Here is a 25,740-nt window from a genome sequence, read left to right as displayed (position 1 = left end):
TTATCTATATAACTAAATCCCTTGTATTATTTATGAATAATAGCGAAATTATTTAAAATCAATAATTTTCGATTTCTTCAATCTCTTCTTCAAACTTAAGTAATACGACAGAATACCCATTTTTCTGAATATAGACCTCTTCTATTATTTCATCAGGTAATAAAAAGCCATTGGTTTTACTAATCCAAACTGAAGCGTCAGTATAATCCAAACTTATATTTTCATCTGAAAAATCATTCAAGTTATTAGCCAAACTATCTAGTGGCAATTGGGTGCCTTTTTTACATTCAAAACTAAAATAAAAAGGAAAGTCTTTACTTTTCTTAAAGTATCTAAACTTTTTATTTTTGTAAAATACCATCGCTAAAGGCTCGTGATGATTTGTTATGTATTTATTGGAACACGCTGCAAAACTTACTCCATAAATTACTGCAAGTTTTTTTATATTTTCAATCGATGGATTATCAAAAAGACTGCCTTTGCAAAATAATTGATCGGGCATTAATATCTTTGATGCAAAGTCATTTGCCTCAATTTCAATTTTCTCATCTTTATTAGTGGTACTCATATCAGAAATAGAACAACTCATTTTATGTCCATGGCGTGGAATCATAAAATGCCCAATTTCGTGTCCTAAAGTAAATCTTTGCCTCTCTTTTGTTCCTGCTTCTTTTGAATTGTTTATAAGTATAACACCCTCTGTCTTATACTCATTAGCCACTAAAGCACCCTCAAGATTTCCAAGTGGTCTGTAATCAATATCCACTATGCCAATATTTTTAGCGATTTCACTAAGTGGTATTGGTATTTTAATATTTGGGTTTTGCTTTAATATTTCATCAACTATTTCTTTAGGGCGAATGTAATCAGCAAATTCAATAAGATCTAATTTAATCACCTTTTCTATTTTTTAATAACTCAGCAGCAAATTCCAATGCCTTATAGTCTGCATCAGTAAGACCCATGCCTTGTATCGTTCGTGCAAAGCTTTTATTTTTATCTATCTTGTCATCATCATTAATTAACGAGTCTATAGTTTCTCCGAAATAACTTGACAAACTCTCAAGCAAATTTAATGAAGGGTTTTTTGCTGTCCCTCTTTCAATCTCCCAAATGTGCGTCTTAGAAATTTTTATTGCATCTGCAACTTCCTGAAGTGATTTTTTTTTATTTAACCTTAATTCTTTTATTTTCAACCCTAACGCCATAACCATATCTCCTAATTTTAATAATGTTAGATATTTCTAACCAATTATACAAATTAATCTTGACATATGCAATGAAAAAGTATATATTACGTATATGTCAGATATATCTGATTGTATTTTAACCTCTATTTAGGAGAAATTAATGCCAAATAAAAATCAACATGTTGTACCCCACGGAAAAGAGTGGGCAGTAAAAGGAGCTGGTAATACGAAAGCAACGTCAATCCATGAAACACAAAAAAGTGCGATTGATGCTGGTAGAAAAATTAGCAGATCACAAGAGTCAGAATTATTTATCCACAGGAAAAATGGACAAATAAGAGATAGAGATAGTTATGGGAACGACCCATTTCCGCCAAAAGGATAATTTTAATAGGAGAAATATATGAGTAATGGAAAATTTGAAATATACAAAGGTAATGACAATCAATATTGGTTTAGATTAAAAGCTGTAAATGGAGAAAATATTGGTAAATCTGAAGGGTATGTTGCTAAGCAATCTGCTGAAAACGGAATAGAGTCTGTTAGAAAAAACTCACAAAGTCTTAATAACTTTACAATCAAGCAAAGTGATAGAGACAATCAGTGGTATTTCAATTTGAAATCAGCAGATAATGGTCAAGTAATTCTTACTGGTTCTGAGGGCTACGCTTCTAAACAAGGCGCAGAAATCGGAATTGAGTCAGTAAAGACGAATGCACCAAACGCTCCTGTAGATGATTTAACTTAATTTAAGTTAGCAACATCAGAAACCGATTTAGAGTAATCTAAGTCGGTTTTTTAACGCACAGAATAAAATTAAAAAAACTTGCTTTTCGCCAGCTATCATTAAAATAAAGGTGTAACTTTTAATTATTGATAGCTTAATTTATGACCAATATCAACAACTGAAATTCAAAGACCATTCTCTTACATAAAGACGAACACATGAAGCGTATGCAAGAAGCCTCTGAATAAGGGGACGCTACCCTTTTATTTAGTAAATTACATCTAAAAACAATAACTTATGACTATAAAAATACCTAACAGAATAATTAGGGTCAGAGAGTGATTTATTTAATAATTAGGGTCAGAGAGTGATTTATTTAATAATAAGAGAGTCATATGCATAGCCTTATTTTAAAACGCCCTTCTGCTTCCTTATTTTGGCAACGCCCATTGTTTTTGTCTTTTTAAGGTTTCTTGACTAGATTTGGCATCAGGTGTCAGAACGCAATGTGATTTTTCAGTGAGTGTAATGTTGAGTTTTATTTCAAGTGGCGCCTTGTCTCTTAAGATTCCCATTTTAATCATTTCACCTTCATTGCAAGAACCTAGTGTTTTTACCAAGTCTTTAGCCTTTAATTTAACACCATTGATGCTTAGAATTTTATCCCTAACATACAGCCCTGCATTTTGCACGCAGGAATTATCAAGGATATGCGTGACAACGGCGTATTTTTGGGTTTTATCAATGCCCAAGCCAATATTCAATAAATCACCTGGCTTGTGGATGAATTCACAGTTAATGCCGATGTAATCAAAGGCTTGTTTCAGTGGCAAATCATCTACGCCATATAAATAGGCGTCAAAAAATTCGCTAAAATCACTTTGGGTAATCTCTGCTACCAGCGTTTGCACAGTGTCATCTTCCAAACCTATGGTTTGATAGTCTTGCCAAATTATGCGCATCACACTGTCCAAGGAATATTTATTATTGGTGCGTTTACGAATTTCAATATCTAATACAAATGCAAATACTGCTCCCTTGGTATAATAACTAACGATGGCATTGGGTGCATTTTCATCTTGTTGATAAAATTTGGTCCATGCATCAAAGCTAGACTCCGCCAAAGATTGCTTGTAACGACCTGTACCGCGCTGAACCTTGCTGATGGTTTGCGCAAATAGCGTTAAATATTGCTCAATGGATAATAATTGTGTTCGTAGTAACGAAAGTTCATCATAATAAGAGGTAAAACCTTCAAAAATCCATAATTGTTCGGTGTGGTTTTCACGGCTCATATCAAGGTTGTAAAAACTTGCAGGTTTAACGGTTTTAACCCACCAAGCATGGAAATATTCATGCGAGCATAATGCTAAGAAGCGTGCATATTCAGGGTTTATGTCAGGTTTTCCTATCACTGGCAGTTCTTTTCTGGCGCAAATTAAACTACTGGATTTTTTATGCTCTAAGCCACCGTAATCTTTATGGGTTACCAAGGTTAGAAACAGATATTCATCAAAAGGTACTTGACCACCGAAAAAATCAATGTGATGCTGACAAATACAGCGCAAATCATCTTGCAATCTAGCAATATCCGTCGTATGCTCGCCAGTAATAGTCATCGCATGGGGAATATTATCCACGCTAAATTCAAAACGGCTAAAGTCCGCCATTTCAACGGGATGATCAATTAAATCTTCATAATTATCAGCGGTATAAATCTCACTATCCTGCTGTTTACTTTTTAAGGTGAGCGTTGTGGCACAACGCCATTTCCCCAGCACTTTTTCTGCTGGGTAATTAAGGGTAACTTCACAAGGTGCTTGGTCAAAGCCAAGCGCGTGTAAAAACACACTACTACCATTGAAAAAGGCGCGTTGATTGGTGAGGTAGGCACATCGCACAGATAAATCATAGGCGTATACCTCATAAGTGAGTTTAATAGTATTTGTGCAAGGTTGAACAATCCAATGGTTTTTATCTAACTTTTTAATTTTGATAGATTTACCATTACTTTGCGCCTTAATACGAACAATATGTTTGGTAAAATCACGCACTAAGTAACTGCCTGGAATCCAGTTTGGTAACGAAAATACCTGTCCTAATGGGTTTGGATTGCTTAAAGTTAAATGCACCTCAAAGAGGTGTGCATTAACATTCTTTGGGGTGATTTGATAATAAATCATTATAGCAAACGATCAATCGTAGCCTTAAATTCAAGTACAGCCTTTTGATAATTTTTGGCCGTTTTTGTATAATTTAATTCAACAATCTGTTCGTTATTTTGCGCATTAATCACAAAACTCGCCTGCCCATTACCATTCACATAACGCTGTTTTTCTTCAATAGTGCGTGCTTTAGCAATGTCGATTTGCACTTTATTAGAAGTTAACATTTCCTTTAATAATTGAATTTTCTCTTTTAAGGTTTTTGCCTTTGTATAAATATCCAATAACTGTTGTTGTTTAGACTGCTCTAAACTTAAAATCTGCTGATTGGCTTTTTGAATATCACTCTTAGTTTGAACGCCACCCAAAGGATAGGCTAAACCCAGGCCTACGCGCCAAGTGGTGCTTTGATTGTCAATTGATTTTGAGTAGGTATCATTACTAAGACCCAAGTTTAAATTAAGTTTTGCCCTAGATTGGTTTTTAAAACTACGCAATTGACGCTTTATTGTATTTTTTTCCAGTTCGCTGATTTTTAACACCCTAGAATTCTCTATCAGGTAGTTCTTTAAATTTGTTACTTTAGGGTTATACATCTTGTACAAATCTATTTCAGCGACAATTTCTTTAAAATCAAGTCCAAGCATAATGGCAATTTCATGACGCAGTAATATTAATTCTTGTTGCGCTTGTAACAATTGCTGCTTTGCCCTTTGGTAGGCATCTTCTTGTAAAAGCACATCCACTCTTTCTACAACTGAGGCAGTGTATTTCTTTTTTACCAAGGTCAATTCTTTTTTTGCTAATGTTAGTCGTCGTTCGTCAATCAACCGCTGTTGCTGTGCATACGCCAAATCTACAAAACGGGTTAACTGTTTAAAAATAAACCCCTCTTCTGCCTCAAGTCGTTCCAACCGATTTTTAGCAATGGAAATTTTCGCTATATCACCACTAAGACGGTCATTTATACCACCTCTATTGCGTAATAAAGGATAGACATAATCAATAGAGAATTGATTGTGAGTGCTATTTAGGTCTTTGTTATTTTCTGACCAGGTGTGCTTTATGACAATATCGCTGCCCGTCGTTACATGTTTTTTAGTGGCAGAGACACCAATAGAAGTCGTGGTTAAATCGTTATAAGTTGCCAATGCATCTGCGGCATTGGTTTCGTTTTGATAAGTGCTATCCAGTGCAACAATCCAGTCTTCATTAGCAGTAGTTGCCACCTTTTCAATCTTTTTAATCGTACTTAAAAGCGTTTGTTGCTTGAAAAAAGGATGAATAAATTTAAGGCGCTCAACAAAATCTTGTTCTGTCATTGCCTGAACATTTATAGCAATAAGTAGCACACTAATGATTAAAGTACTTTTCATTGTCCGACTGCCTTTTTTATCTCGTTAATAATAGAGTAGAGTTTTTTACCTGTAGTATCCACTATCAAATCTGCTGTGTCTTGGTAAAAGTCTTCTCTGGCGGTTAATAAATCACGCAAAGTTTTTTCTCTATTTGTTGATTGTTCCAACAAAGGTCGGGTTTTAGATTTGGCGGTGCGTTTGACTAATTGCTCAACACTGGAAGAGAGATAAACTACAAAACCATTATGTTTTAACAGGTTTCGATTCTCTTCTTTGATCACAATACCGCCGCCTGTGGCAATGATGATATTAGGAATTTCACACAAATCTTTGAGCATTTGCGTTTCACGCTTGCGAAAACCCTCTTCTCCCTCTACATCAAAAATATGGTCAATAGCAACACCTGTGCGAGCAACAATTTCAAAATCAGTATCAAAAAAATCGCGTTTGAGTACACAGGCAAGACGACGACCTACCGAGGTTTTACCAGAGCCCATTGGACCGATTAAAATGACATTTTGAACGGGCTTAACCATCAGGGTGAGATCAGTCAACTAACTGATATTTGGAGCCGCAGTATGGGCAAACTGCCTCGCCCTTGTTACTAAACTGCATAAATACCTTGGGATGCATGTTCCATTTTTGCGCTTCAATTGGTGGACAATGTGCAGGCAAATCTTTTCTTTTTATAACACTGAAACTCACATTCTTTTGTTGAAAATCATTAATACCTATGGTCATTAGCAGCCTCCTTTGGCAATCCAGCGTTTATACTGATCGTTACGACCGTAAACACAATCAAAATATAATGCTTGTAATTTCTCAGTGATTGGGCCACGAGAGCCGTTACCGATTGTGCGATTATCTAGCTCACGAATGGGTGTTACTTCTGCAGCAGTGCCAGTAAAAAACGCTTCATCCGCACAATATACTTCATCACGGGTGATGCGTTTTTCAATCACTTTATAACCCAAATCTATGGCAAGTTCAAAAATAGTATCACGAGTGATGCCCGCCAATGCAGAAGTTAAATCAGGCGTATAGAGAACGCCATCACGAACGATAAAAATATTTTCACCACTGCCTTCGGCAACAAAACCATCAACATCCAATAATAATGCTTCATCATAACCATCTGTTAGTGCCTCTTGCAATGCTAACATTGAATTAATGTAATTGCCATTTGCTTTTGCCTTAGTCATTGTAATATTAGCATGATGACGGGTATAACTTGAAGTGCGGATGCGTAAACCATTTTTCATATTATCTTCACCGAGATATGAACCCCATTCCCACGCAGCAATAATAGTATGAACTTTCAAGCTGTCAGCACGCAACCCCATACCTTCTGATCCGTAAAAACACATTGGGCGGATATAGGCACCGTCTAAATTGTTTTTAGTTACAGCATCTCGCTGTGCTTGGTTGATTTCATCTTTGGAATAACCAATGTCCATTGCCATAATCTTGGCGGAATTAAACAGCCTGTTTGTATGCTCTTCTAAGCGGAAAATCGCAGGACCTTTATCTGTTTGATAAGCACGAACACCTTCAAACACACCCATGCCATAATGTAGCGTGTGTGTTAGCACATGAATTTTGGCTTCACGCCAATCAACCCACTCTCCGTCAAACCAAATTAAACCGTCTCTGTCTTCAAATCCTGGCATCTCTATTCCTTATCTAATTCAAATGCAGCGTGCAATGAACGCACTGCCAACTCTAAATATTTTGCATCAATCACTACTGAAATCTTAATTTCAGAAGTGGAAATCATTTGGATGTTCACATTTTCTTCATGCAATATCTCAAACATCTGCGTCGCAATACCCGCATGTGAACGCATTCCAATACCTACTAATGATACCTTAACGACATTATCATCAGACTGAACCGCTTTTGCATCTAAACCTTTACAAACTTTTTGCAAAATTTCTTCCGCTTTACTAAAATCATTACGGTGCACCGTGAAGGCAAAATTCGTCAACCCTTCACGCGCAGAAACGCTTTGCACAATCATATCAACTTCGATATTTGCCTCACTAATCGGCTTCAAAATTTTAAACGCAATGCCTGGCTTGTCTGGCACACCAATCAAACTGAGTTTTGCCTCATCTTTATTGTGTGCGATTCCTGAAATAATAGCTTTTTCCATAATATTTTCCTCGCTGGTAATTAATGTACCCGTCGGATTATCAATCAGTGACGACAATACGCGCAATGGTACTTTATATTTTGATGCAAATTCTACACTGCGAATTTGTAAGACTTTTGAGCCAAGCGATGCCATTTCTAGCATCTCTTCATAACTCACGGTATTCATTTTTCTGGCATTCGGCTCAATACGAGGGTCGGTAGTATAAACCCCATCTACATCGGTGTAAATCTGACATTCATCCGCCTTTAGCGCTGCCGCCAAAGCCACTGCAGTGGTATCAGACCCCCCGCGACCAAGTGTGGTAATATGCCCTTCTTCATCTACACCTTGAAACCCTGCAACCACCACCACCTTACCTGCACCCAAACTGGCATGAATGCGATGGTCATCAATAGATTTGATACGCGCCTTACCATGCGCACTATCGGTAGTAATACGCACCTGTGAACCGGTATAAGAAATCGCATCGCAACCAAGCTGTTGCAATGCCATTGAAAGCAAAGAAATCGTCACCTGCTCACCCGTTGTCAATAATACATCCATCTCCCTCAAAGACGGCACATCTTGTATTTCTTGAGCGATTTCAGTCAGACGATTGGTCTCACCGCTCATTGCTGAAACACTAACAACCAGTTGATCGCCTTTCTCACTAAAAGCTTTAATTTTTTTAGCAACCGCTTGAATTCGCTCTACCGAGCCTACTGAAGTGCCACCATATTTTTGAACGATTAACGCCACGAGCAATAAATTTATAAAATAATTCCTAGATTATACTTTACTAACGCATTTTTTTAATAAAAAAAATCAAACCTATAAAAAATAAAACAGTAAAATTAGGGTCAACAATCTTGATGACTATTAAATACTAACTTATGCAATTCAACCTATTTACTTTACTGTTTTTAATTGCTGCGTTTTCCTATGTGCTAACAATGATATGGCTCAATAGTCGACAAGCAAAATCTGTACAAGACTCCTTTACCGAGATACCCGAGGAGTTTGCAGAAAAAATCACCTTATCGCAACATCAAAAAGCAGCAAATTACACCCGTGCTAAATTAAAAATTAACAACTTGGAAATTCTTTTTTCAATCGTAGTTTTACTGGGTTGGACTCTAGGTGGAGGACTAGAATGGCTAGATGAATTTTGGCGCTCTGTGACGGCAGATACACTTTATACTGGCGTTGGATTTATCATTAGTTTAATGCTGATTGGCACAGTAATTGATTTGCCATTTAGTCTATACCGTACTTTTGTTTTAGAGGAAAAATTTGGCTTTAATAAAACCACGCTTAGCACTTTGATTGGTGATATGGCTAAGGGCTTTATGCTGATGATGGCGATTGGTTTACCGCTATTATATGTAATTTTATATTTAATGGATGAGATGGGTCGCTATTGGTGGTTTTATGTTTGGCTTGTTTTAACAGGGTTTTCCTTATTGATGTTATGGCTTTATCCTGCATTCATCGCACCGATTTTTAACAAGTTTAAGCCCTTAGATAATCCAGTCTTAAAAGCCAAAATTGATCATCTGTTAAAACGCACAGGATTTAAAAGTGATGGTGTGTTTGTCATGGATGGTTCTAAGCGCTCATCACATGGCAACGCTTACTTTACTGGTATCGGTAAAAACAAACGCATTGTCTTTTTTGACACATTACTCAAAGGCATGGAAGAGCAAGAAGTAGAGGCAATTTTGGCGCATGAATTAGGGCATTTTCACCATAAACATGTACGCAAACAAATGATAATCTCCTTTCTAACCACTTTATTAGGTCTGGCATTGTTGGGTTATTTAATTACCCAACCTTGGTTTTTTCATGGGCTAGGCATTAGTGAAATGAGTAATTATTCTGCTTTGGTTTTATTTAGTTTGTCTGTGCCATTGTTTAGTTTTTTTATCACTCCAATCAGTAGTGCTTTTTCACGAAAATACGAATTTGAAGCGGACACTTTTGCCGCCAAACACACAAATGCCAATGATTTAATCTCTAGTCTAGTTAAGCTTTATCGCGACAATGCCTCAACCTTAACGCCAGATAGGTTATACTCAGCATTTCATGATTCACACCCAAATGCGTCAATTCGTATCAACCATTTAAGAAGGTCTAAATAATGAAAAAACTATTGTTAATAACTGCTATTTTGTTATCCGGCACTGCATTTTCCGACGAAGGCGAAGGTAAAGAGCTACACCAAGAGTCTTGTGTGGGCTGTCATATGATTCAACATGATGAAGCGTTTTATACGCGTAGTAATAGTAAAATGCACAGTATTTCCAATCTAGGTGCTCAAGTTAGTCGCTGCGCTCAAAACTTTAGTACGGGTTGGTTTCCAGAGGAAGAAAAAGCCGTTGTCGACTTCTTGAACAAAACTTACTACAAGTTCCATTAAGCCCCTTTGAGTTTAACCAGGCGGCAAAAATGGCGTATTGAAAAAATTCAAGCCGAACGAATCGCTAGAGTTAATCGTGTTGCCGAGAATTCTGAAACATTAGAAAACAACAACGCCGAAGCGCAAACAGGTCTAGTTATCACCCGCTATGGTCAGCGCCTATTAGTAGAAAATGAGTCGGATGAGTTGATTCAATGCACTGCCAGACGCAATATTGATTTATCTGTTGCTGGAGACCAAGTGGTTTTTCAAATGAATGACGATGATACTGGTGTTGTTACCGCTCTGTTAAAACGAGACAACACTTTAGAGCGTTCGCACAAACTTATTGCTGCCAATATTGACGAGCTCTGGCTAGTGGTTGCGATTGAACCGCATTATCAATTTGATTTGATTGATCGTTATTTGGTTGTTGCGGAAAATGGGGGGTTACCCATCCGCATCATAGTTAACAAAATTGAGCTTAGCGATAACATAGAGCAAGTTAAAACCGATTTTTCAATGTATCAATCCATCGGCTACGAAGTCAGTTATTTAAGCGTTAAAGAACAAATCGGCACACAGGCATTCAAGCAACAACTCAATGATAAAACCCATATTTTTCTAGGGCAGTCGGGTGTTGGGAAATCCTCTTTAATCAATGAATTGATACCCGATTTAAACCTACGAGTCAATGAAATCTCTGTTAAAAGCAAACTTGGTAAACACACTACCACAAATACCACCCTTTACCATATTCCCTCAGGGGGCGACTTGATTGACTCCCCTGGTGTTCGTGAATTCCATTTAGACAATCTCAGTAATCAAGAAATTCTTCAAGGTTTCAAAGAATTTAAACCCTTCGTTGGTCAATGCAAATTTCGAAATTGTGCCCACATTAACGAACCAAACTGCGCTATTAAGGATGCAATAAAATCATCTGCTATTCATGTCAAACGCTATGAGAGCTATCTAAATTTAATTGAACTCTAATTGTTTAAAAATACGGGCTGCATTGCGTTGATGTAGCTCACGATAAGTACCCCAGTCTCGGTAAGCAGATTGGTCAATGTTGTAAGCATCGGTTAAATCTCCATCTTTTTCTAAGACACTTTGAACTTGGTTATGCATATAAACTAAATAATTTTTAGTGAACTTAGTCACGGTCTCTAAATCAGCTGGATGACCATGACCAGGGATAATAATTTTCGGCGCTAATACCTTTATTTTTTCCCAAGTTTTAATCCACGCCGCCACATCTGTATGTGGAAATACTGGCAATAGCCGCTCATTAAACGCTGTATCACCACTAATTAGCAATTTTTCTTGCGGTAACCATAATTGAATATCATCAGGAGAATGTGAGGCGCCAATATGCAATAGTCGAATATCGGTATCACCCATGGACGCTACAAATGAGTCGTCAAAGGTGATATCTGGACGAATGACTTGTGTGCCTGCCATTTTATCTTTGTGTACTTTTATAGCACGAGCTAAAATATCGTCGCCGTGTTTTCGAATTTCTTCATCCGCTTTTGTGTGTGCAATAATAGTGACATTGTTTTGCTCTTTCCAGTAATTTGAGCCTAAAATCGCGTGACCTTGAGCATTTTCAAGTATGACATAACGCACAGGCTGATTGGTAATTTTTTTAATTTCCTCATGCATGGCTTTCGCTATCAAATAACTACCCCCTGCATTAAAAACCAAAACCCCTTTAGTAGTAACGATAAAAGATAAATTATTGTTATGGTTTGAATTTTCATAAGTTGGCGGCTGTGTCGCACCTATGGCACTATAAACATTTTCAATCACTTTAACTGGCTTGCGATACAAAATACTATTAGGTTCATAGTCACTCACCCAAACTGGGTGTTGTTGTTTTTTCCAAGTGACAAAACCATCGGAATAATTTTTAACATTGGTATACCCCATGTCCATCAAGGTTCGTGCAGCAAGCGGGGAGCGTAAATTCAAACCACAATAGACCACGATTGGCGTGTTTTTATCTTCAACTTGTTGTGCAATCTGCATTTCAATCCAACCGCGCATAATGTTCATATTCTGCCCGCGATCAATTCTGCCCGTGTACTTAATTTCAGAGGGGGCACGCACATCAATCAACAACACGCTTGGATCCCTATCTAATATTTTTAACAATTCTTCGGTATTAATATTTACCAAAGCTCGCTTGGTAGGTTTATTGGGCTTAATTTTCACTTCATCTTTTACTACTGATTTATCTACTTTAACGCTTGAAAACCAATCACCAAAGCCTGCTTGCACATTTAACATAGTAAACGCCACAGCCATCATTAAAATACATTTCAACATAATTCCACGCTTAATCTTTAATAAACAAAACAACATTATCCCTGTAAAACTCAATTTTTGAACCCCATTGTTGCGCCAAATAGCGCATACTTTTTTCGGTAAAAAAACAAATGTGTGTTAAGTCGTTTTTATAATACCAATCCGAAAAAACAACTTTTTTTGTCACTTGCTGGGTCATCAATGCCAATACCCCGCCTTTTTTCAACATAGTAAACAGTCTATCTAACTCAAATCTTGGTGCCTTCAAATGTTCCACTACTTCAGTTGCAGTAATAAAATCATATTTTTTCTCAAACACTTTGGTATTGATTGCATAAAATTTATCAACCAAATCTACTTGATAACCTTGCTCCTCAAACATAACAGACAGCGTTGGACCCGGTCCGCAACCAAAATCTAAACCTTTGGCGCCTTGCTTAATGTGGGTTATTACTGGATCAAATACTTGTGATAAAAATACACGATAATGCTCATCATCGGGGTTGTTTTGATGGGCATCATAGCGTAATTTTTCATCTACTTCATGTAAATGATATTGCGCTGGAACGAACACCAGCTCACATTCAAAACATTGTAAGTATTTTGCATCTTTATCTTCATAGTAAGACGACAAATCTTGGGAATAGCATAACGGGCAAGTGCTAATGTGAGCAAGCCCTACTGTGCACATGTCCGTGCGCCAACTCCTCTTTTGTTGCTTCACGCACTGCCTCAATACTAACACTAAAATGCAGCGTTTGTCCTGCCAAAGGATGGTTAGCGTCCACCGTCACCATTTCGTCATCAATGGCTTTAACCACGACAATAAACGGATTGCCTTGCGCATCTTGCGACTGTAACTCCATTCCTACTTTTAAGTCAGGCACACCTTGTAGGGCTTCTAATGGGATTTTTTGCACACCTTCTTGATGAAATTCACCGTATCCATCTTTGGCTTCAACACTTACCTCACAAGACTCACCAACTTTCATACCTTCAATTGCCTTTTCAAGCCCAGGGACAATATTTGCATGCCCCTGTAAAAACGGCATTGGATCTTGTCCTTTTGATGTATCAATCACTTCTCCCGCATCATTCTTTAATGTGTAATGCATCTCAATTACCTTATCATTTTTTACAGTCATTTCTTACCTTTTAAGTTTGTATTAATTTGTTAATTATAACAGAACGCTGTATTTTTTTAGATTATGATATTTAAAAAGCATACATACCCATTAAAATAAACTAAAATTAAAACTATGAATAAAAAATTCCTTATTACAGGTGGGGCAGGTTTCATAGGGTCTGCAGTCATACGACATATTATTGACAATACTGGACACAGTGTTGTCAATGTAGATAAACTTACCTATGCAGGAAATTTAGAATCGCTGATTTCTATTGAAAATAGTAATAGGTATGCTTTTGAACAAGTGGATATTTGTAACAAAAGTGAAGTTAAACGCGTTTTTGACCAACACCAGCCAGATATTATTATGCACCTTGCAGCAGAATCGCATGTAGACAGGTCGATTGACGCACCTGATGAATTCATACAAACAAATATTATAGGGACTTATGTCTTATTAGAGCAAGCACGGCGGTATTATGCAACACTCGCAAATGACAAAAAATCTGATTTTAGATTTCATCATGTTTCTACCGATGAGGTTTACGGGGATTTAGATGAACCAGATGCATTGTTTACTGAAGAAACAGCTTATGCTCCAAGTTCTCCATACTCCGCTGCCAAGGCCAGTTCTGACCATTTAGTGCGTGCTTGGCAACGAACTTTTGGACTACCAACTGTGATTACTAACTGCTCTAATAATTATGGACCTTATCAATTTCCTGAAAAATTGATTCCGTTAATAACCTTGAATGCGTTAGCAGGAAAGGTATTGCCGATTTACGGAAATGGCAAACAAATTAGAGATTGGCTGTATGTTGATGACCATGCGCGTGCATTGTTACGCGTTGCCCTAACAGGGGAAATTACACAAACCTATAACATCGGTGGACATAATGAACTTCAAAATATTGAAGTTGTAAAAACAATTTGTCACATATTGGATGAAATGGTACCAAAAGACACACCTTATGCAGATTTGATTACTTATGTGGATGATAGAGCGGGTCATGATGTGCGTTACGCTATCAATGCCAGTAAAATTGATAAAGAGCTTGGCTGGACCCCCGATGAAACCTTTGCTACTGGTATCAGAAAAACCGTTGAATGGTACCTATCCAATAGCCTCTGGTGCGACCGCGTTAAAGATGGCAGTTACCAAGGTGAACGATTGGGTTTAGTACAATGACTGTCAATATCATCTGTATGAAATGGGGTAACAAGTTCCCCGCTGATTATGTCAATCGACTGTATGGAATGGTTGAACGCCATTTATCACTGCCCTTTCAATTTGTTTGTTTTACCGATGATGGGGCTGGCATGCGTGATGAGGTAACAATCCAATCTTTGCCAGAGCTTGATTTGCCCGTCGATGCCCCCGAGAGAGGTTGGCGTAAACTCACGGTTTTTAAGGATAATTTTGGCGGGCTTACAGGCGCAACCCTATTCTTAGATTTGGATGTCTTGATTGTTGATAATATCGATGATTTCTTTAGCGTTAAAGGTGATTTCTTTATTGCTCATGATAAAAAGAACCCGAATAAAATTGAAGGAAACTCCTCAGTTTTTCGTTTTGAAATCGGGCAATACCCACAAATTCTTAGTTATTTTGAACAGCATTCAGACCAAGTAAAAAATGAAGTTCGCCACGAACAAGCCTATCTTTCTCGAGAAATCAACAAAATTGGTCAACTCAAATACTGGGCAGATGAATGGGTACCCAGCTTTAAATATCGTTGCTGCCCCTCATGGATAAAGTCTTGGTTTCAGGCGCCAAGCATCCCTAAAGGCGCAAAAATTATTCTCTTTCACGGACTTCCCAATCCACCTGAAGCTATTAAAGGCATTTCTGGTAAATGGTATCGTCACATTCAACCCTCCCCTTGGATCGCAGAACACTGGAGGGCTTAATTTTATTTTTAGTTAAAGGGTTTGTAGGACTTATCCCTATCTGAAAGTTTTAACTCACCGATAGGCAAGCGCCAATCAATGTTTAAACTTTTGTCATCAAAAGCAATACCTCGTTCATAATCAGGGGCATAGTAATTATCAACTTTATAGGCAAAAGTGGCAGTATCACTAACAACAACAAAACCGTGGGCAAAACCCTGGGGAATTAGCAGCTGGTGTTTGTTTTCGGCGTTAAGTTCAATGGCAATATGCTGACCAAAGGTTGGACTGTCTTTACGAATATCAACAGCAACATCTAGTACGCATCCCTCAATAACACGAACAAGTTTAGTTTGAGCATAGGGAGGCAATTGATAATGTAAGCCACGCAAAACGCCTTTACTGGATTTGGATTCGTTGTCTTGAATAAAATTAATGGGAGTACTGAGCTCTTTATCAAGTAAATCTTGGCGAAAAGTTTCAGAAAAATAACCACGATCATCGCCATAAATTGTCGGCTTTATAAGAATAACATCGGGGATGGATTGACGCTCAAACTGCATGGTTGGCGCGTTTTATAAGATATTGTCCGTATTGGTTTTTTGCTAAAGGCTCGGCGAGTTTTAGTAATTGAGACTTGTTAATATAACCCATTTCAAAGGCAATTTATTCAATACAAGCGACCTTCAAACCTTGTCGTTTTTCAATGGTTTCAATGAAAGTTGAAGCTTCAAGCAGGCTTTCGTGAGTACCTGTGTCTAGCCAGGCGTAGCCCCTGCCTATCAACTCAACACGCAATCTACTTTCTTCTAAATACATTTGATTAATAGTGGTGATTTCCAATTCCCCACGGTCGGATGGTATAACTTTAGTGGCTTTTTTCAGCACATCATTTGGGTAGAAATACAAGCCAGTTACCGCATAATTACTTTTCTGATGCTCGGGTTTTTCTTCAATACTGAGTGCGGTGCCCTGCTCATTAAATTCAACCACACCATAGCGTTCTGGGCCGTGAACATGGTAAGTAGCAATATTATTTGCAGCGTTATTGACCGCAGATTGCAGCATCTCCGGTAGTCCATGACCGTAGTAAATATTATCGCCCAAAATCAGACAAGCATCCTCATTACCAACGAAATCTTTGCCCAGAATAAACGCCTGTGCCAATCCATCATGGCTCGGTTGCATCACATAACTCAGTTGCATGCCAATATCCGACCCATCGCCCAATAACTGCTCAAATCTCGGCAAATCCTCAGGTGTGGAAATAATCAACACCTCTTGAATCCCCGCCAACATCAAAATCGACAGTGGGTAATAAATCATCGGCTTATCGTAAATTGGTAACAACTGCGTCTTAGTGAGTGGATAGAGACGCGTACCAGAGCCGCCTGCGAGTATTATTCCTTTCATAAATGCGTATTAATAATGAATTTTTCTTTTATTTTCTTTGCCTTCGGCGTTAAATATCAAAAAAAACACCTAATTACATAGTGCTTATAAACTAAAATTCATTTTGTGAAAATCATAAATACTTATATTGCTAAGACACTCTTGACTTATACTTTAGGTGTAATGCTAGTGTGGTTGAGTGTGTATACATTTTTTCAATTTATTAATGAAATAAGTTTGATTGGAGAGCATAATTATACGACTTTTTCAGCAGTAATTTATGTCCTAGCAGAACTACCTTCAATAGCCTACTCACACGCTTCTACAATTATATTATTAGGTTGTTTACTGGGATTAGGGCACTTAACCTCAACTTCTCAATTAATCATAGTTAGAAGTAGCGGAACCTCCATTCTGCAAATTGCAACAAAAACACTATCGGCAGCTTTATTCTTTATCTTTATAGCAACATTGTTAGGTGAGCTTGTTGCGCCAACTGCTACGGAATATGCTAAATCTTACAGGGATAATTTATTGGGACGAAATACTTCTGCTGTCAGTCGTCAAGGTTTTTGGCTAAAAGATGGTAACACCATTATTAATGTTAAGAAGAATTTTGATGGTCACAGATTTGGCAATGTGACTTTAATTCAAACAAACAAGGAGCATCATTTGGATGCAGTGTTACACGCAGATAAAGCAACGCTCGATGGAAATCAATTAAACTTAGAGAAGGTCAAGCATTACCAGTTAAAACAAGCGGGAGAATTTACTAAAATTCAGTCCAAAAACCACCGAAACTACAATATTGATATCGCTTTTGACCAGAGTCTCATTGACACCTTGAAGAAAGAACCAAGAGAGTTTTCTGCTTTAGGGCTATATAAATACATAGTATTTTTAGACGGTAATGGTCTCACTTCTGAGGCTTTTAAGGTGGAATTGTACAAACGCATTATTAGACCTGTGACCTTGATGGTAATGCTGATGTTGTCAATGTTGTTCATCTTTGGCTCATTGCGTGATGCAACTTTAGGTAAAAAAATATTTTTGGGTATTATTATCAGTCTGTTCTTTGAGTTATCATCTCGCCTTGGTGGTGTTATATCATTGCGTTTTAATTACGACCCGCTGTTTAGTGCGTCTGCACCGACCTTGGTGGCACTGGCTATTGCCTACTTGCTACTTAGAAGAAAATCTTTAGGAGTGTAAATATGTCTGTCAATCGCTTATTGCTATTAACTTGTAGCTTTATCATTGTCTTTGATAATTTTGTATTTTGGGATAAATTATTTCAAAGAATTGATTTTTTTGAGGCTTCTGGATTTGGATTTGCCCTCGGCTTTGGCGCTTTATTCTTCGCAATTTTGTATGTCATATTGGCATTATTTAGTAACAAAATCACCCTAAAAATATCCTTAACTATTCTGCTATTGGCATCTGCCATCATTGGTTATTTCTCTAAAATTGGTGTGGTATTCGACCGGTTTATGATTACTAATATCGTTGATAACCTAAAAGAAAATAACACCAAAGAGGCATTAGAATTACTTTCTATGCCGTTAATAATACATTTAATAATCTTTGGGCTTGTGCCGATTGTATTGTTATGGATCGTGAAAATCAAACGCCAACCTTTCCTCGTAGAAAGTAAAAATAGAATTGTAACCATGCTTATTGTGGTCGTGGTTTGCATTGTTATGATTTGGTTTAATGCAAAATATTTGACTTATTTTGGTAGAGAGAATAGAGATTTACGCTATTTTGTCAATCCATTGTATGTGATTGATTCTATGCACTCTTATGTTAATAAAACCTACTTTGCCAGCACGGCTGAAGACTTTAAGGTGATTGGCAGTGATGCTATCATTAATGATAATCAAAGAAAAACTGTGGGTATTTTCATCATTGGAGAAACTGCCAGAGCTGATCGCTTTGCACTAAACGGCTATCAAAAAGACACCAGCCCTTTACTCTCAAAACGCCCTTTAGTGAACTTTAGCAATGTTGCTTCTTGTGGCACCTCTACCGCCTATTCCGTGCCATGCATGTTCTCAATACTAAGCAAAGATAACTACTCACCACAAAAAGCCGACAACCAATCTAATGCCCTTGATATCTTACAAAAAGCTGGCGTTAAAGTCATTTGGATAGATAACAATTCCAGTTGTAAAGGTGTTTGCAAGCGCATCGAAAGTAAAAACATACTCGCTGAAAACAAATTTGACATCAGTATGCTTGATACCCTAAAAGACACTATTGACAAATACGATTCTAGCGTCTTAATTGTACTTCACTCGCTCGGCTCTCATGGCCCAAGATACTACCGTCGTTACCCAAAATCGTTCGGAAAATTCACACCCGTCTGCGAAAATACCCCAGAAAAATGCAGTAACAAAGAAGTTGATAACGCTTATGACAATAGCATTCTCTACGCCGACTACCTTATTGACAGCACGATTCAATTAATGCAAGACAACTACAAAGACAGTTTTGTTTTTTACGCTTCCGACCATGGTGAATCTTTAGGAGAAAAAGGCGTATACCTCCACGGACTACCTTATATAATTGCCCCCAAGGAGCAAACGCATGTACCAATGTTAGCCTGGTTTAGCAATGAAAAATCTGCCACTATTGACGAGCCTTTATCTCATGATAATATCTCTCACTCTTTATTGGGATTGTTTAGAGTTAAAACCAATGTTTACAATAACAAGCTAGACCTTTTTTAAATAAAAATACCTTAATACTGCTATGAAATTTTTAATATTATTAATGCTTTCCACTTCGGTGTTAGCACTCAAACCACATACTGCGATTTATACTTTGGCAGTGTCAGACTTTGAAATTGCCGATGTGCATATTGTTTTAAATAAAGAAAATAATATCTATACCTACACGCTAAATGCACAAACCAAAGGTTTGATTGCCTTAATTAAAGACTATCAAATTCGCTCAAAGTCTACTTTTAGTATTGATCAATTTGGCGTTCAATCACAGCGTTATCAAAATTTTGAGCGTGATGGTGACACAATAAAAAAAGACATTGACATTCAACTAGAAAAAAACCAAGTTGACCCACTCAACCAAACCTTAGCCATTAGTAACGCTCTAGAAAAAAATCCCCATAAAAAGGATTTTTACTTTTTATTAAATAATGGCAAAAGAATCAGCAAAAAACACTATTCAAGAAAACACAATAGCGAAGATACAATAAAAATCATTAGTGCAGATGGAGAAACAGAAGTCTATTTTTCTAGGAAACAACACTACATCCCCACCTTAATCCGCAATAAAAAAGTTACCTACCGCTTAAAAACCCTGCGTTTAAGCCCACCCCTATAACACGCTAAAGAAAAGTTGAAATATTTTACAAACCTTTGACTGTTATGGTTAAAATACACACATTGTTTTTACCACCCAGTTTATGGCGGGAATAGCTCAGTTGGTAGAGCCCCGGATTGTGATTCCGGCTGTCGCGGGTTCAAGCCCCGTTTCTCGCCCCATATTATCCCTCTGATAGCCACTGCTTTCAGAGGGTTTTTTATTTTAGCTAGACAATAAAATTAAACTTTAATACCATTTAAGTAATTAAGCACCAAGTGTACATAAATACATTTAACTTTAGTTGTTTTCAGCCATATATTGCAGCGCTTGATAAAGGTATTCCACGGGAATAACTTTAATGCCCTTAATAGGTTTTTTAGGGGTGTTGGCTTTGGGGATAATGGCGACTTTGAAGCCGTGTTTTTGTGCTTCTGCCAAGCGCTCTACCGCATTGTAAACAGGTCTAACCTCGCCTGTTAAGCCAACTTCACCAAAGGCAATCCAATCTTTAGGGATGATTTTATTTCTAAGGCTTGATGAAATAGTCAGCATAACCACTAGGTCTGATGCGGTTTCATTAACTTTAATACCGCCAACGATATTGACAAATACATCTTGGTCAAAGGTTGCGATACCGCCATGTTTGTGCAGGATGGCAAGCTGTAAGGCGAGGCGGTTTTGATCAAGTCCAACACAAACGCGTTTTGGGTTGCCATTTGACTGGTCAACTAAGGCTTGCAACTCAATCATTAAAGGGCGGGTAGCCTCACGCGTCACCATTACCATTGAGCCAGGCAACGGCTTGGACTGGTTAGACAAAAAGATTGCAGATGGATTTTCCACTTGTTGTAAGCCTGTTTTTCCCATCGCAAAGACACTAATTTCATTGACGGCACCAAAACGATTTTTAACAGCACGGATGATGCGATAACGCCCACCTGCATCGCCTTCAAAATAAAGCACGCAATCGACCATATGCTCTAAAATTCTAGGCCCTGCAAGCGCACCCCCTTTAGTAACATGCCCAATCAAGAATAAAATGGTATTCGTTTGTTTGGCATATTGAGTTAGTTGTGCAGCACAATCTCGCACCTGAGTAACGGACCCCGGCGCGGAGCTTGATCCATCTGTCATCATGGTTTGAATGGAGTCAATAACAATGACTTTAGGTTTAATTTGTTTGGCAAGTTTGATGATTTTCTCTAAATGGGTTTCGTTTAAAAGCAACACATCTTCTGTAATACCTAAACGCACCGCCCTATCGCTAACTTGCTGCGCTGACTCCTCGCCACTGACATATAAAGCCGTATGCTCTTTATTGATGGCAGCCATCGCTTGTAAAATCAGTGTGGATTTGCCAATGCCTGGGTCGCCGCCGATTAGCACCACCGAACCATCAACCAAGCCCCCGCCCAAAGTACGGTCAAGTTCACTCAACCCTGTCGTCAATCTAGGTTTGCTTTCGGATTTAATTTCAGAGAGTTTTTGTACTTTTGAAGAGGGTAAACCTTGCAGGATTTCTGATTTTGACAAAGTAGATTTGAACACTTCCTCTAAAGTATTCCAAGTTTTACACTCCAAACACTGTCCACCCCATTGAGGGTACGATGCACCACAATTTCGACAGACGAATTCAGATTTAGTTTTTGCCATTACCTAAAAACACCTTGGTCTAATAAAAAACAAAATTTAAAAAAATATCGCATAATAGACTTACTTCATTAGTTTATCGATTTCTTTTCGGAATGCCTCAACATCCTGAAATTGGCGATAGATAGAAGCAAAACGAATATATGCTACTTCGTCAAGTTGTTTTAGCGCATCCATTACCCATTCACCAAGCACTTTGGAATGAATTTCATTTTCAGATTGAATGGTTAGCTTATGAATAATATTGTGCACCGCAGTTTCAATATCCTCAGCTTTAACATTACGCTTTTCTAAGGCTTTAAGCAGACCAGAACGAAGTTTATATTCATCAAAGGTCTCACGCGAACCGTCCTTTTTAATCAATCTTGGCAGATTTAAATCGAATATTTCTCGTGTTGAATAACGCTCGCCACAAGAGCTACACTCTCGACGACGACGCACCTGTGCTCTATCATCAGATAAACGCGTGTCTAAAACTTTGGTTTCATCAGATTGACAGAAAGGGCAGCGCACTTAATTAGCCGTAAACTGGATGGTCGGCACAAAGCTCTGCAACTTTAACCTTAACTTTGTTAATGACCGATTGATTGTCTAAATCGTCACAAATATCACACATCATTAACGCCAACTCCCTGCACTCTGCTTCGCCAAAACCACGAGTAGTTATCGCTGGCGTGCCGATACGAATGCCGCTAGTGATAAACGGCGACTGTGGATCATTCGGCACAGCGTTCATATTAACAGTAATGTGTGCACTGCCCAATGCGGCGTCAACGGCTTTCCCCGTCAGCCCTTGTTTAATAAAGCTGACTAAGAATAAATGGTCATCTGTACCACCTGAAACTACATCAAAACCACGCTCAATAAAAGTATTTGCCATGGCTTGCGCATTGACTTTTACTTGTTTTTGATAGTGTTTGTATTCATCTGTCATTGCCTCTTTAAAACTCACTGCTTTAGCAGCAATGATATGCATCAATGGCCCACCTTGAATACCTGGGAAAATTGCAGAATTGAGTTTCTTTTCAATTTCCGCATTAGACTTGGCTAAAATCAAACCGCCACGAGGACCACGCAAAGTTTTGTGTGTTGTTGTTGTTGTAACATCCGCAATGCCGACTGGAGATGGATACTCACCCGCCGCAATCAAGCCTGCAACATGTGCCATATCCACCATTAAATACGCACCGATTGAATCGGCAATGTCTCTAAAACGCTGCCAATCAACGATGCGTGAATAAGCTGAAAAACCTGCAATAATCATTTTCGGCTGATGCTTATTGGCGAGTGTCTCCACTTGTGCGTAATCAATCTCGCCCGTGCTTTCATCCAAACCATATTGAATAGAATTAAAATTTTTACCCGAAAAACTCGGCGCTGCACCGTGTGTTAAATGCCCACCATGCGCCAAACTCATACCTAAGATCGTATCACCCGGTGTTAATAATGCTTGAAAAACTGCCGCATTTGCCTGTGAACCAGAATGTGGTTGCACATTCACATAATCTGCACCAAATAATTCTTTAGCACGGTCAATTGCCAACTGTTCAACCACATCTACATGCTCACAACCGCCATAATATCGTTTTTTCGGATAGCCTTCCGCATACTTATTCGTCAACTGCGACCCCTGCGCTTCCATTACTGCAACAGAGGTGTAATTTTCACTTGCAATCAACTCAATATGCGCTTCTTGACGAGCCTCTTCTTTGGCAATTGCATTGGCGATATCGCTATCAACTTTGGCTAATGTGTCAGTTTTTTTAAACATGATTTTTCCTATTATTTTGAATACAATTATTTTAACTGAAAAACTAAATTAAAATGGAGCAATGATACATTTTCAAGAAATCTCTCAGCAACAATTCCTCTGCGAATATTGGCAGAAAAAACCCTTGCTCATTAAACAGGCTCTGCCTAATTTCATTACCCCTCTTGTTGCTGACGAATTAGCAGGTTTGGCACTCGAAGAAGAATTTGAGTCGCGTCTAATCACTGGCTCAATTCAATCACAAGACTGGTCACTACGCACGGGTCCATTTAACGAATGCGACTTCGCCAACTTGCCAGAAAAAGACTGGACACTTTTGGTTCAAGGTGTCGACCGGTACATTGACGACATCCACAGCCTTATTCAGCACTTCGATTTCATCCCCCGCTGGCGTTTCGACGATGTAATGATTTCCTACGCAGCCACTGGCGGCAGTGTTGGCCCCCATTTCGATTATTACGATGTATTTTTATTACAAGGCAGTGGCAAACGCCGCTGGCAACTCAGTAGTAAAAATTGCGAAATGGATAATTACTTGGACAACGCCCCGCTTAGGATTATGTCCGAATTTATCCCCGAACAAACCTTCGATGTTGAACCTGGTGATGTTCTATATATCCCGCCAAAAGTTGCACACCACGGCGTTAGTTTAGATGATAATTGCACTACCTTATCCTTTGGTTATCGTGCTTATAGTGCTAAAGAAATGTACGATTTCATAGAAAAGCCTTGCCCTACTAAATTAGAAAATACCTATTATCAAGACCCACAATGGCAAGAAAATCAAGACCCTGCCTTTATTCCTAACTCTGCCATCAAGCAAGCACAAAAAATATTAGATATTAGCGAGGATGAGTTTGCTCGATTTGTCACAACACCTGATACAAATGATGTAAAAATCCTCCAAGATTTTGAATATGAAAACCCTAATTCTTCTCTTGTAATGCATCCTGCCTCAAAATTTGCCAAAATTAAAAGGGCAGCACCTTCATTAAAAGAAAAATGCTACCTCAATGGTGAAGTAAGGATTGCAGACTAAAAATTATTATGCCAATTTATCTTGTTTTCCTTTCTGTTGTTGCAATTTGGTCAACAACACCACTTGCGATTGTTTGGTCGACGCTGGGTACAAGTGATAGTTTTGGAGTAACAGTAAGAATGATAGTTGGATTAGGAATTTGTTTAGGGTTGTTATTCATTAAAAAGCAAAAACTCTCTACTTCATCAGCCGCTATTTGGAATTATATTTATGCAGGACTCGGTATATTTGTGACAATGAGTTTGGTGTACTACTCAGCACGAAGCTTATCTTCCGGGGTTATTTCTATTGTATTTGGACTAACGCCAATCATAACAGGCATATTTGCATCCGTCCTACTTAAAGATTCTTTCTTTACAATTAATAAAATAATTGGCTTATTATTGGGGTTAGGAGGTCTAATATTGATATTCGCACAGAGTCTATCCGAAACCAAAGACCTGGTAAACGGACTACTAGGTGTCACAGTGGCAATGACTTTCCAGTCTTTTATTTCTGTCAAACTCAAACACCTAAACGCCAGTATTTCTGCTCTAGAAACCACCACTGGCGCCCTACTATTCAGCGTCCCATTATTCATTGTTGTATGGATTTTTAGTGGTGCTATTGTGCCTGATGTTAGTCTAAAAGCCGCGTTATCTATTGGTTACCTTGCTGTATTTGGCTCCGTCATTGGCTTTGTATCCTACTACCACCTCATTAAACATGCTAGCGTCAAAGTCGTTGGTATTATTCCCTTGTTAACCCCGGTATTCGCCCTACTACTAGGCGCTCTCCTTAACAATGAAACTTTAACCCTTACGCAATTAGGTGGCACTGTACTTGTCCTAATCGGTCTAAGTTATTACCAATACGGCTCAAAAAAATTTAAACCCTCCAGATTGAATCTAAGGTTATTTCTTAACCAGCACTGGTGAGTTAAATTTCAATCCTTCCCAGCCGTAAGTGATGAAGTTACGGATATTCTGATGAGAGGTGCCCTCAGGGTCGTTTAACACTTCTTGATAATACTGACCAAAACAATGTAATGTTTCAAGTGGTGTTAGTTGATGGATGGCGGAGAAACAAAAAAGTTTTGCACTGCCTTGATTTTCATCGGCTGCGTTATGCAAATCACCATTAGTAAAGGCAGTAGGATTATGCACAAAATTTTCATCAATTAATACCATTAAGTCCGCAAAATCCATTTGCGCACCTGACCTTAATTCTTCTAGATATGCTTCTTGTGTCATCATCTCTCTCCTATTTTTGCAC

General features: G+C 38.2%; 28 protein-coding genes, 1 tRNA gene and 1 pseudogene. 13 read left to right on the top strand and 17 right to left on the bottom strand.

Annotated features, from left to right (window positions below):
* Positions 1–58: 58 nt before the first annotated feature.
* Together BSEPE_RS04365 and BSEPE_RS04360 are read right to left on the bottom strand one after the other, a co-directional pair.
* A complete protein-coding gene (locus tag BSEPE_RS04365; RefSeq protein ID WP_066044491.1) occupies positions 59–898 on the bottom strand; it encodes an ImmA/IrrE family metallo-endopeptidase in 840 nt (279 codons plus the stop codon).
* Complete coding sequence (locus BSEPE_RS04360; RefSeq protein WP_066044490.1) at positions 891–1,208, bottom strand: helix-turn-helix domain-containing protein; 318 nt, start codon at positions 1,206–1,208, stop codon at positions 891–893. The genes BSEPE_RS04365 and BSEPE_RS04360 overlap by 8 nt, the downstream gene beginning before the upstream one ends.
* A 142-nt stretch (positions 1,209–1,350) precedes the next feature.
* On the opposite strand from BSEPE_RS04360, the gene BSEPE_RS04355 reads away from it, so the two are divergent.
* Together BSEPE_RS04355 and BSEPE_RS04350 are read left to right on the top strand one after the other, a co-directional pair.
* Positions 1,351–1,575, top strand: a complete 225-nt coding sequence (locus BSEPE_RS04355; protein ID WP_066044488.1) for a DUF2188 domain-containing protein — start codon at positions 1,351–1,353, stop codon at positions 1,573–1,575.
* Between the two features lie 18 nt (positions 1,576–1,593).
* Entirely contained in the window at positions 1,594–1,938 is a 345-nt protein-coding gene (locus BSEPE_RS04350; RefSeq protein WP_066044487.1) for a YegP family protein, read from the top strand.
* A 410-nt stretch (positions 1,939–2,348) separates the two neighbouring features.
* Here the strand turns inward: BSEPE_RS04350 and BSEPE_RS04345 are convergent, their stop codons facing one another.
* From BSEPE_RS04345 to BSEPE_RS04320, 6 genes are read right to left on the bottom strand one after another with little or no spacing between them, the layout of a single operon-like run.
* Positions 2,349–4,100: a M61 family metallopeptidase gene (locus BSEPE_RS04345; RefSeq protein ID WP_066044485.1), complete on the bottom strand. Its 1,752-nt coding sequence runs from the start codon at positions 4,098–4,100 to the stop codon at positions 2,349–2,351.
* On the bottom strand, positions 4,100–5,458 hold the full coding sequence (locus BSEPE_RS04340) for a TolC family protein (RefSeq protein ID WP_066044484.1): 1,359 nt from the start codon (positions 5,456–5,458) through the stop codon (positions 4,100–4,102). Before BSEPE_RS04340 ends, BSEPE_RS04345 begins: the two co-directional genes overlap by 1 nt.
* Entirely contained in the window at positions 5,455–5,976 is a 522-nt protein-coding gene (locus tag BSEPE_RS04335; RefSeq protein WP_066044480.1) for a shikimate kinase, read from the bottom strand. The genes BSEPE_RS04340 and BSEPE_RS04335 overlap by 4 nt, the downstream gene beginning before the upstream one ends.
* Positions 5,977–5,986: 10 nt before the next feature.
* Positions 5,987–6,181, bottom strand: coding sequence for a zinc-finger domain-containing protein (locus BSEPE_RS04330; protein WP_066044478.1), 195 nt, complete (start codon positions 6,179–6,181; stop codon positions 5,987–5,989).
* A complete protein-coding gene (locus BSEPE_RS04325) occupies positions 6,181–7,110 on the bottom strand; it encodes a branched-chain amino acid transaminase (RefSeq protein ID WP_066044477.1) in 930 nt (309 codons plus the stop codon). Before BSEPE_RS04325 ends, BSEPE_RS04330 begins: the two co-directional genes overlap by 1 nt.
* A 2-nt stretch (positions 7,111–7,112) precedes the next feature.
* Positions 7,113–8,336 (bottom strand): aspartate kinase, encoded by a 1,224-nt coding sequence (locus tag BSEPE_RS04320; RefSeq protein WP_066044475.1) that lies wholly within the window; start codon positions 8,334–8,336, stop codon positions 7,113–7,115.
* A gap of 134 nt (positions 8,337–8,470) precedes the next feature.
* On the opposite strand from BSEPE_RS04320, the gene BSEPE_RS04315 reads away from it, so the two are divergent.
* From BSEPE_RS04315 to rsgA, 3 genes are read left to right on the top strand one after another with little or no spacing between them, the layout of a single operon-like run.
* A complete protein-coding gene (locus tag BSEPE_RS04315) occupies positions 8,471–9,718 on the top strand; it encodes a M48 family metallopeptidase (protein WP_066044473.1) in 1,248 nt (415 codons plus the stop codon).
* Positions 9,718–9,996, top strand: coding sequence for a hypothetical protein (locus BSEPE_RS04310; RefSeq protein ID WP_066044471.1), 279 nt, complete (start codon positions 9,718–9,720; stop codon positions 9,994–9,996). The genes BSEPE_RS04315 and BSEPE_RS04310 overlap by 1 nt, the downstream gene beginning before the upstream one ends.
* 6 nt (positions 9,997–10,002) lie before the next feature.
* Positions 10,003–10,968: a ribosome small subunit-dependent GTPase A gene (gene rsgA, locus BSEPE_RS04305; protein WP_066044469.1), complete on the top strand. Its 966-nt coding sequence runs from the start codon at positions 10,003–10,005 to the stop codon at positions 10,966–10,968.
* Here the strand turns inward: rsgA and BSEPE_RS07890 are convergent.
* The 3 genes from BSEPE_RS07890 to BSEPE_RS04290 are packed head-to-tail and all read right to left on the bottom strand — an operon-like array spanning position 10,954 to position 13,433.
* Complete coding sequence (locus BSEPE_RS07890) at positions 10,954–12,309, bottom strand: MBL fold metallo-hydrolase (protein ID WP_231893484.1); 1,356 nt, start codon at positions 12,307–12,309, stop codon at positions 10,954–10,956. The genes rsgA and BSEPE_RS07890 overlap by 15 nt on opposite strands.
* Before the next feature lie 10 nt (positions 12,310–12,319).
* A complete protein-coding gene (locus BSEPE_RS04295; RefSeq protein WP_066044468.1) occupies positions 12,320–12,979 on the bottom strand; it encodes a class I SAM-dependent methyltransferase in 660 nt (219 codons plus the stop codon).
* On the bottom strand, positions 12,951–13,433 hold the full coding sequence (locus BSEPE_RS04290; protein WP_066044466.1) for an FKBP-type peptidyl-prolyl cis-trans isomerase: 483 nt from the start codon (positions 13,431–13,433) through the stop codon (positions 12,951–12,953). The genes BSEPE_RS04295 and BSEPE_RS04290 overlap by 29 nt, the downstream gene beginning before the upstream one ends.
* 114 nt (positions 13,434–13,547) lie before the next feature.
* On the opposite strand from BSEPE_RS04290, the gene rfbB reads away from it, so the two are divergent.
* Complete coding sequence (gene rfbB, locus BSEPE_RS04285; RefSeq protein WP_066044465.1) at positions 13,548–14,606, top strand: dTDP-glucose 4,6-dehydratase; 1,059 nt, start codon at positions 13,548–13,550, stop codon at positions 14,604–14,606.
* Positions 14,603–15,328 carry a glycosyltransferase gene (locus BSEPE_RS04280; RefSeq protein WP_066044464.1) on the top strand — a complete coding sequence of 242 codons (726 nt, stop codon included), beginning with the start codon at positions 14,603–14,605 and terminating at the stop codon, positions 15,326–15,328. Before rfbB ends, BSEPE_RS04280 begins: the two co-directional genes overlap by 4 nt.
* A gap of 8 nt (positions 15,329–15,336) precedes the next feature.
* Here the strand turns inward: BSEPE_RS04280 and rfbC are convergent, their stop codons facing one another.
* Positions 15,337–15,870 carry a dTDP-4-dehydrorhamnose 3,5-epimerase gene (rfbC, locus tag BSEPE_RS04275; protein ID WP_066044463.1) on the bottom strand — a complete coding sequence of 178 codons (534 nt, stop codon included), beginning with the start codon at positions 15,868–15,870 and terminating at the stop codon, positions 15,337–15,339.
* A pseudogene (gene rfbA / locus BSEPE_RS04270) lies at positions 15,860–16,720 on the bottom strand (glucose-1-phosphate thymidylyltransferase RfbA). The gene rfbC and the pseudogene rfbA overlap by 11 nt, the downstream one beginning before the upstream one ends.
* A 105-nt stretch (positions 16,721–16,825) precedes the next feature.
* Between rfbA and lptG the strand changes: the two are divergent.
* The 4 genes from lptG to BSEPE_RS04250 all read left to right on the top strand — a co-directional run bounded on the left by lptG (position 16,826) and on the right by BSEPE_RS04250 (position 20,205).
* The gene (lptG, locus tag BSEPE_RS04265) at positions 16,826–17,911 is read left to right on the top strand and encodes an LPS export ABC transporter permease LptG (protein ID WP_066044460.1); all 1,086 of its coding nucleotides are present in this window, start codon (positions 16,826–16,828) and stop codon (positions 17,909–17,911) included.
* A gap of 2 nt (positions 17,912–17,913) precedes the next feature.
* Positions 17,914–19,431, top strand: coding sequence for a phosphoethanolamine transferase (locus tag BSEPE_RS04260; protein WP_066044458.1), 1,518 nt, complete (start codon positions 17,914–17,916; stop codon positions 19,429–19,431).
* Positions 19,432–19,453: 22 nt separating this feature from the next.
* A complete protein-coding gene (locus BSEPE_RS04255) occupies positions 19,454–20,044 on the top strand; it encodes a hypothetical protein (protein WP_066044457.1) in 591 nt (196 codons plus the stop codon).
* Positions 20,045–20,129: 85 nt separating this feature from the next.
* A tRNA-His gene (locus BSEPE_RS04250) sits at positions 20,130–20,205 on the top strand.
* A 118-nt stretch (positions 20,206–20,323) separates the two neighbouring features.
* Here BSEPE_RS04250 and radA read toward each other — a convergent pair.
* From radA to glyA, 3 genes are read right to left on the bottom strand one after another with little or no spacing between them, the layout of a single operon-like run.
* On the bottom strand, positions 20,324–21,679 hold the full coding sequence (gene radA / locus BSEPE_RS04245; protein WP_066044455.1) for a DNA repair protein RadA: 1,356 nt from the start codon (positions 21,677–21,679) through the stop codon (positions 20,324–20,326).
* A gap of 60 nt (positions 21,680–21,739) precedes the next feature.
* A complete protein-coding gene (gene nrdR / locus BSEPE_RS04240) occupies positions 21,740–22,189 on the bottom strand; it encodes a transcriptional regulator NrdR (protein ID WP_066044453.1) in 450 nt (149 codons plus the stop codon).
* 4 nt (positions 22,190–22,193) lie between these two features.
* Positions 22,194–23,447 carry a serine hydroxymethyltransferase gene (glyA, locus tag BSEPE_RS04235; protein WP_066044452.1) on the bottom strand — a complete coding sequence of 418 codons (1,254 nt, stop codon included), beginning with the start codon at positions 23,445–23,447 and terminating at the stop codon, positions 22,194–22,196.
* A 61-nt stretch (positions 23,448–23,508) separates the two neighbouring features.
* Between glyA and BSEPE_RS04230 the strand changes: the two genes are divergently transcribed.
* Together BSEPE_RS04230 and BSEPE_RS04225 are read left to right on the top strand one after the other, a co-directional pair.
* Positions 23,509–24,486: a cupin domain-containing protein gene (locus BSEPE_RS04230; RefSeq protein WP_066044449.1), complete on the top strand. Its 978-nt coding sequence runs from the start codon at positions 23,509–23,511 to the stop codon at positions 24,484–24,486.
* Positions 24,487–24,494: 8 nt separating this feature from the next.
* Positions 24,495–25,403, top strand: coding sequence for a DMT family transporter (locus BSEPE_RS04225; RefSeq protein ID WP_066044447.1), 909 nt, complete (start codon positions 24,495–24,497; stop codon positions 25,401–25,403).
* Here BSEPE_RS04225 and BSEPE_RS04220 read toward each other — a convergent pair.
* On the bottom strand, positions 25,380–25,721 hold the full coding sequence (locus BSEPE_RS04220) for a HopJ type III effector protein (RefSeq protein ID WP_231893483.1): 342 nt from the start codon (positions 25,719–25,721) through the stop codon (positions 25,380–25,382). The genes BSEPE_RS04225 and BSEPE_RS04220 overlap by 24 nt on opposite strands.
* Positions 25,722–25,740 lie beyond the last annotated feature (19 nt).

This window comes from endosymbiont of Bathymodiolus septemdierum str. Myojin knoll, from assembly GCF_001547755.1.
Lineage (GTDB): Bacteria > Pseudomonadota > Gammaproteobacteria > PS1 > Pseudothioglobaceae > Thiodubiliella.
This window is presented reverse-complemented; position numbering and strand designations above follow the sequence as displayed.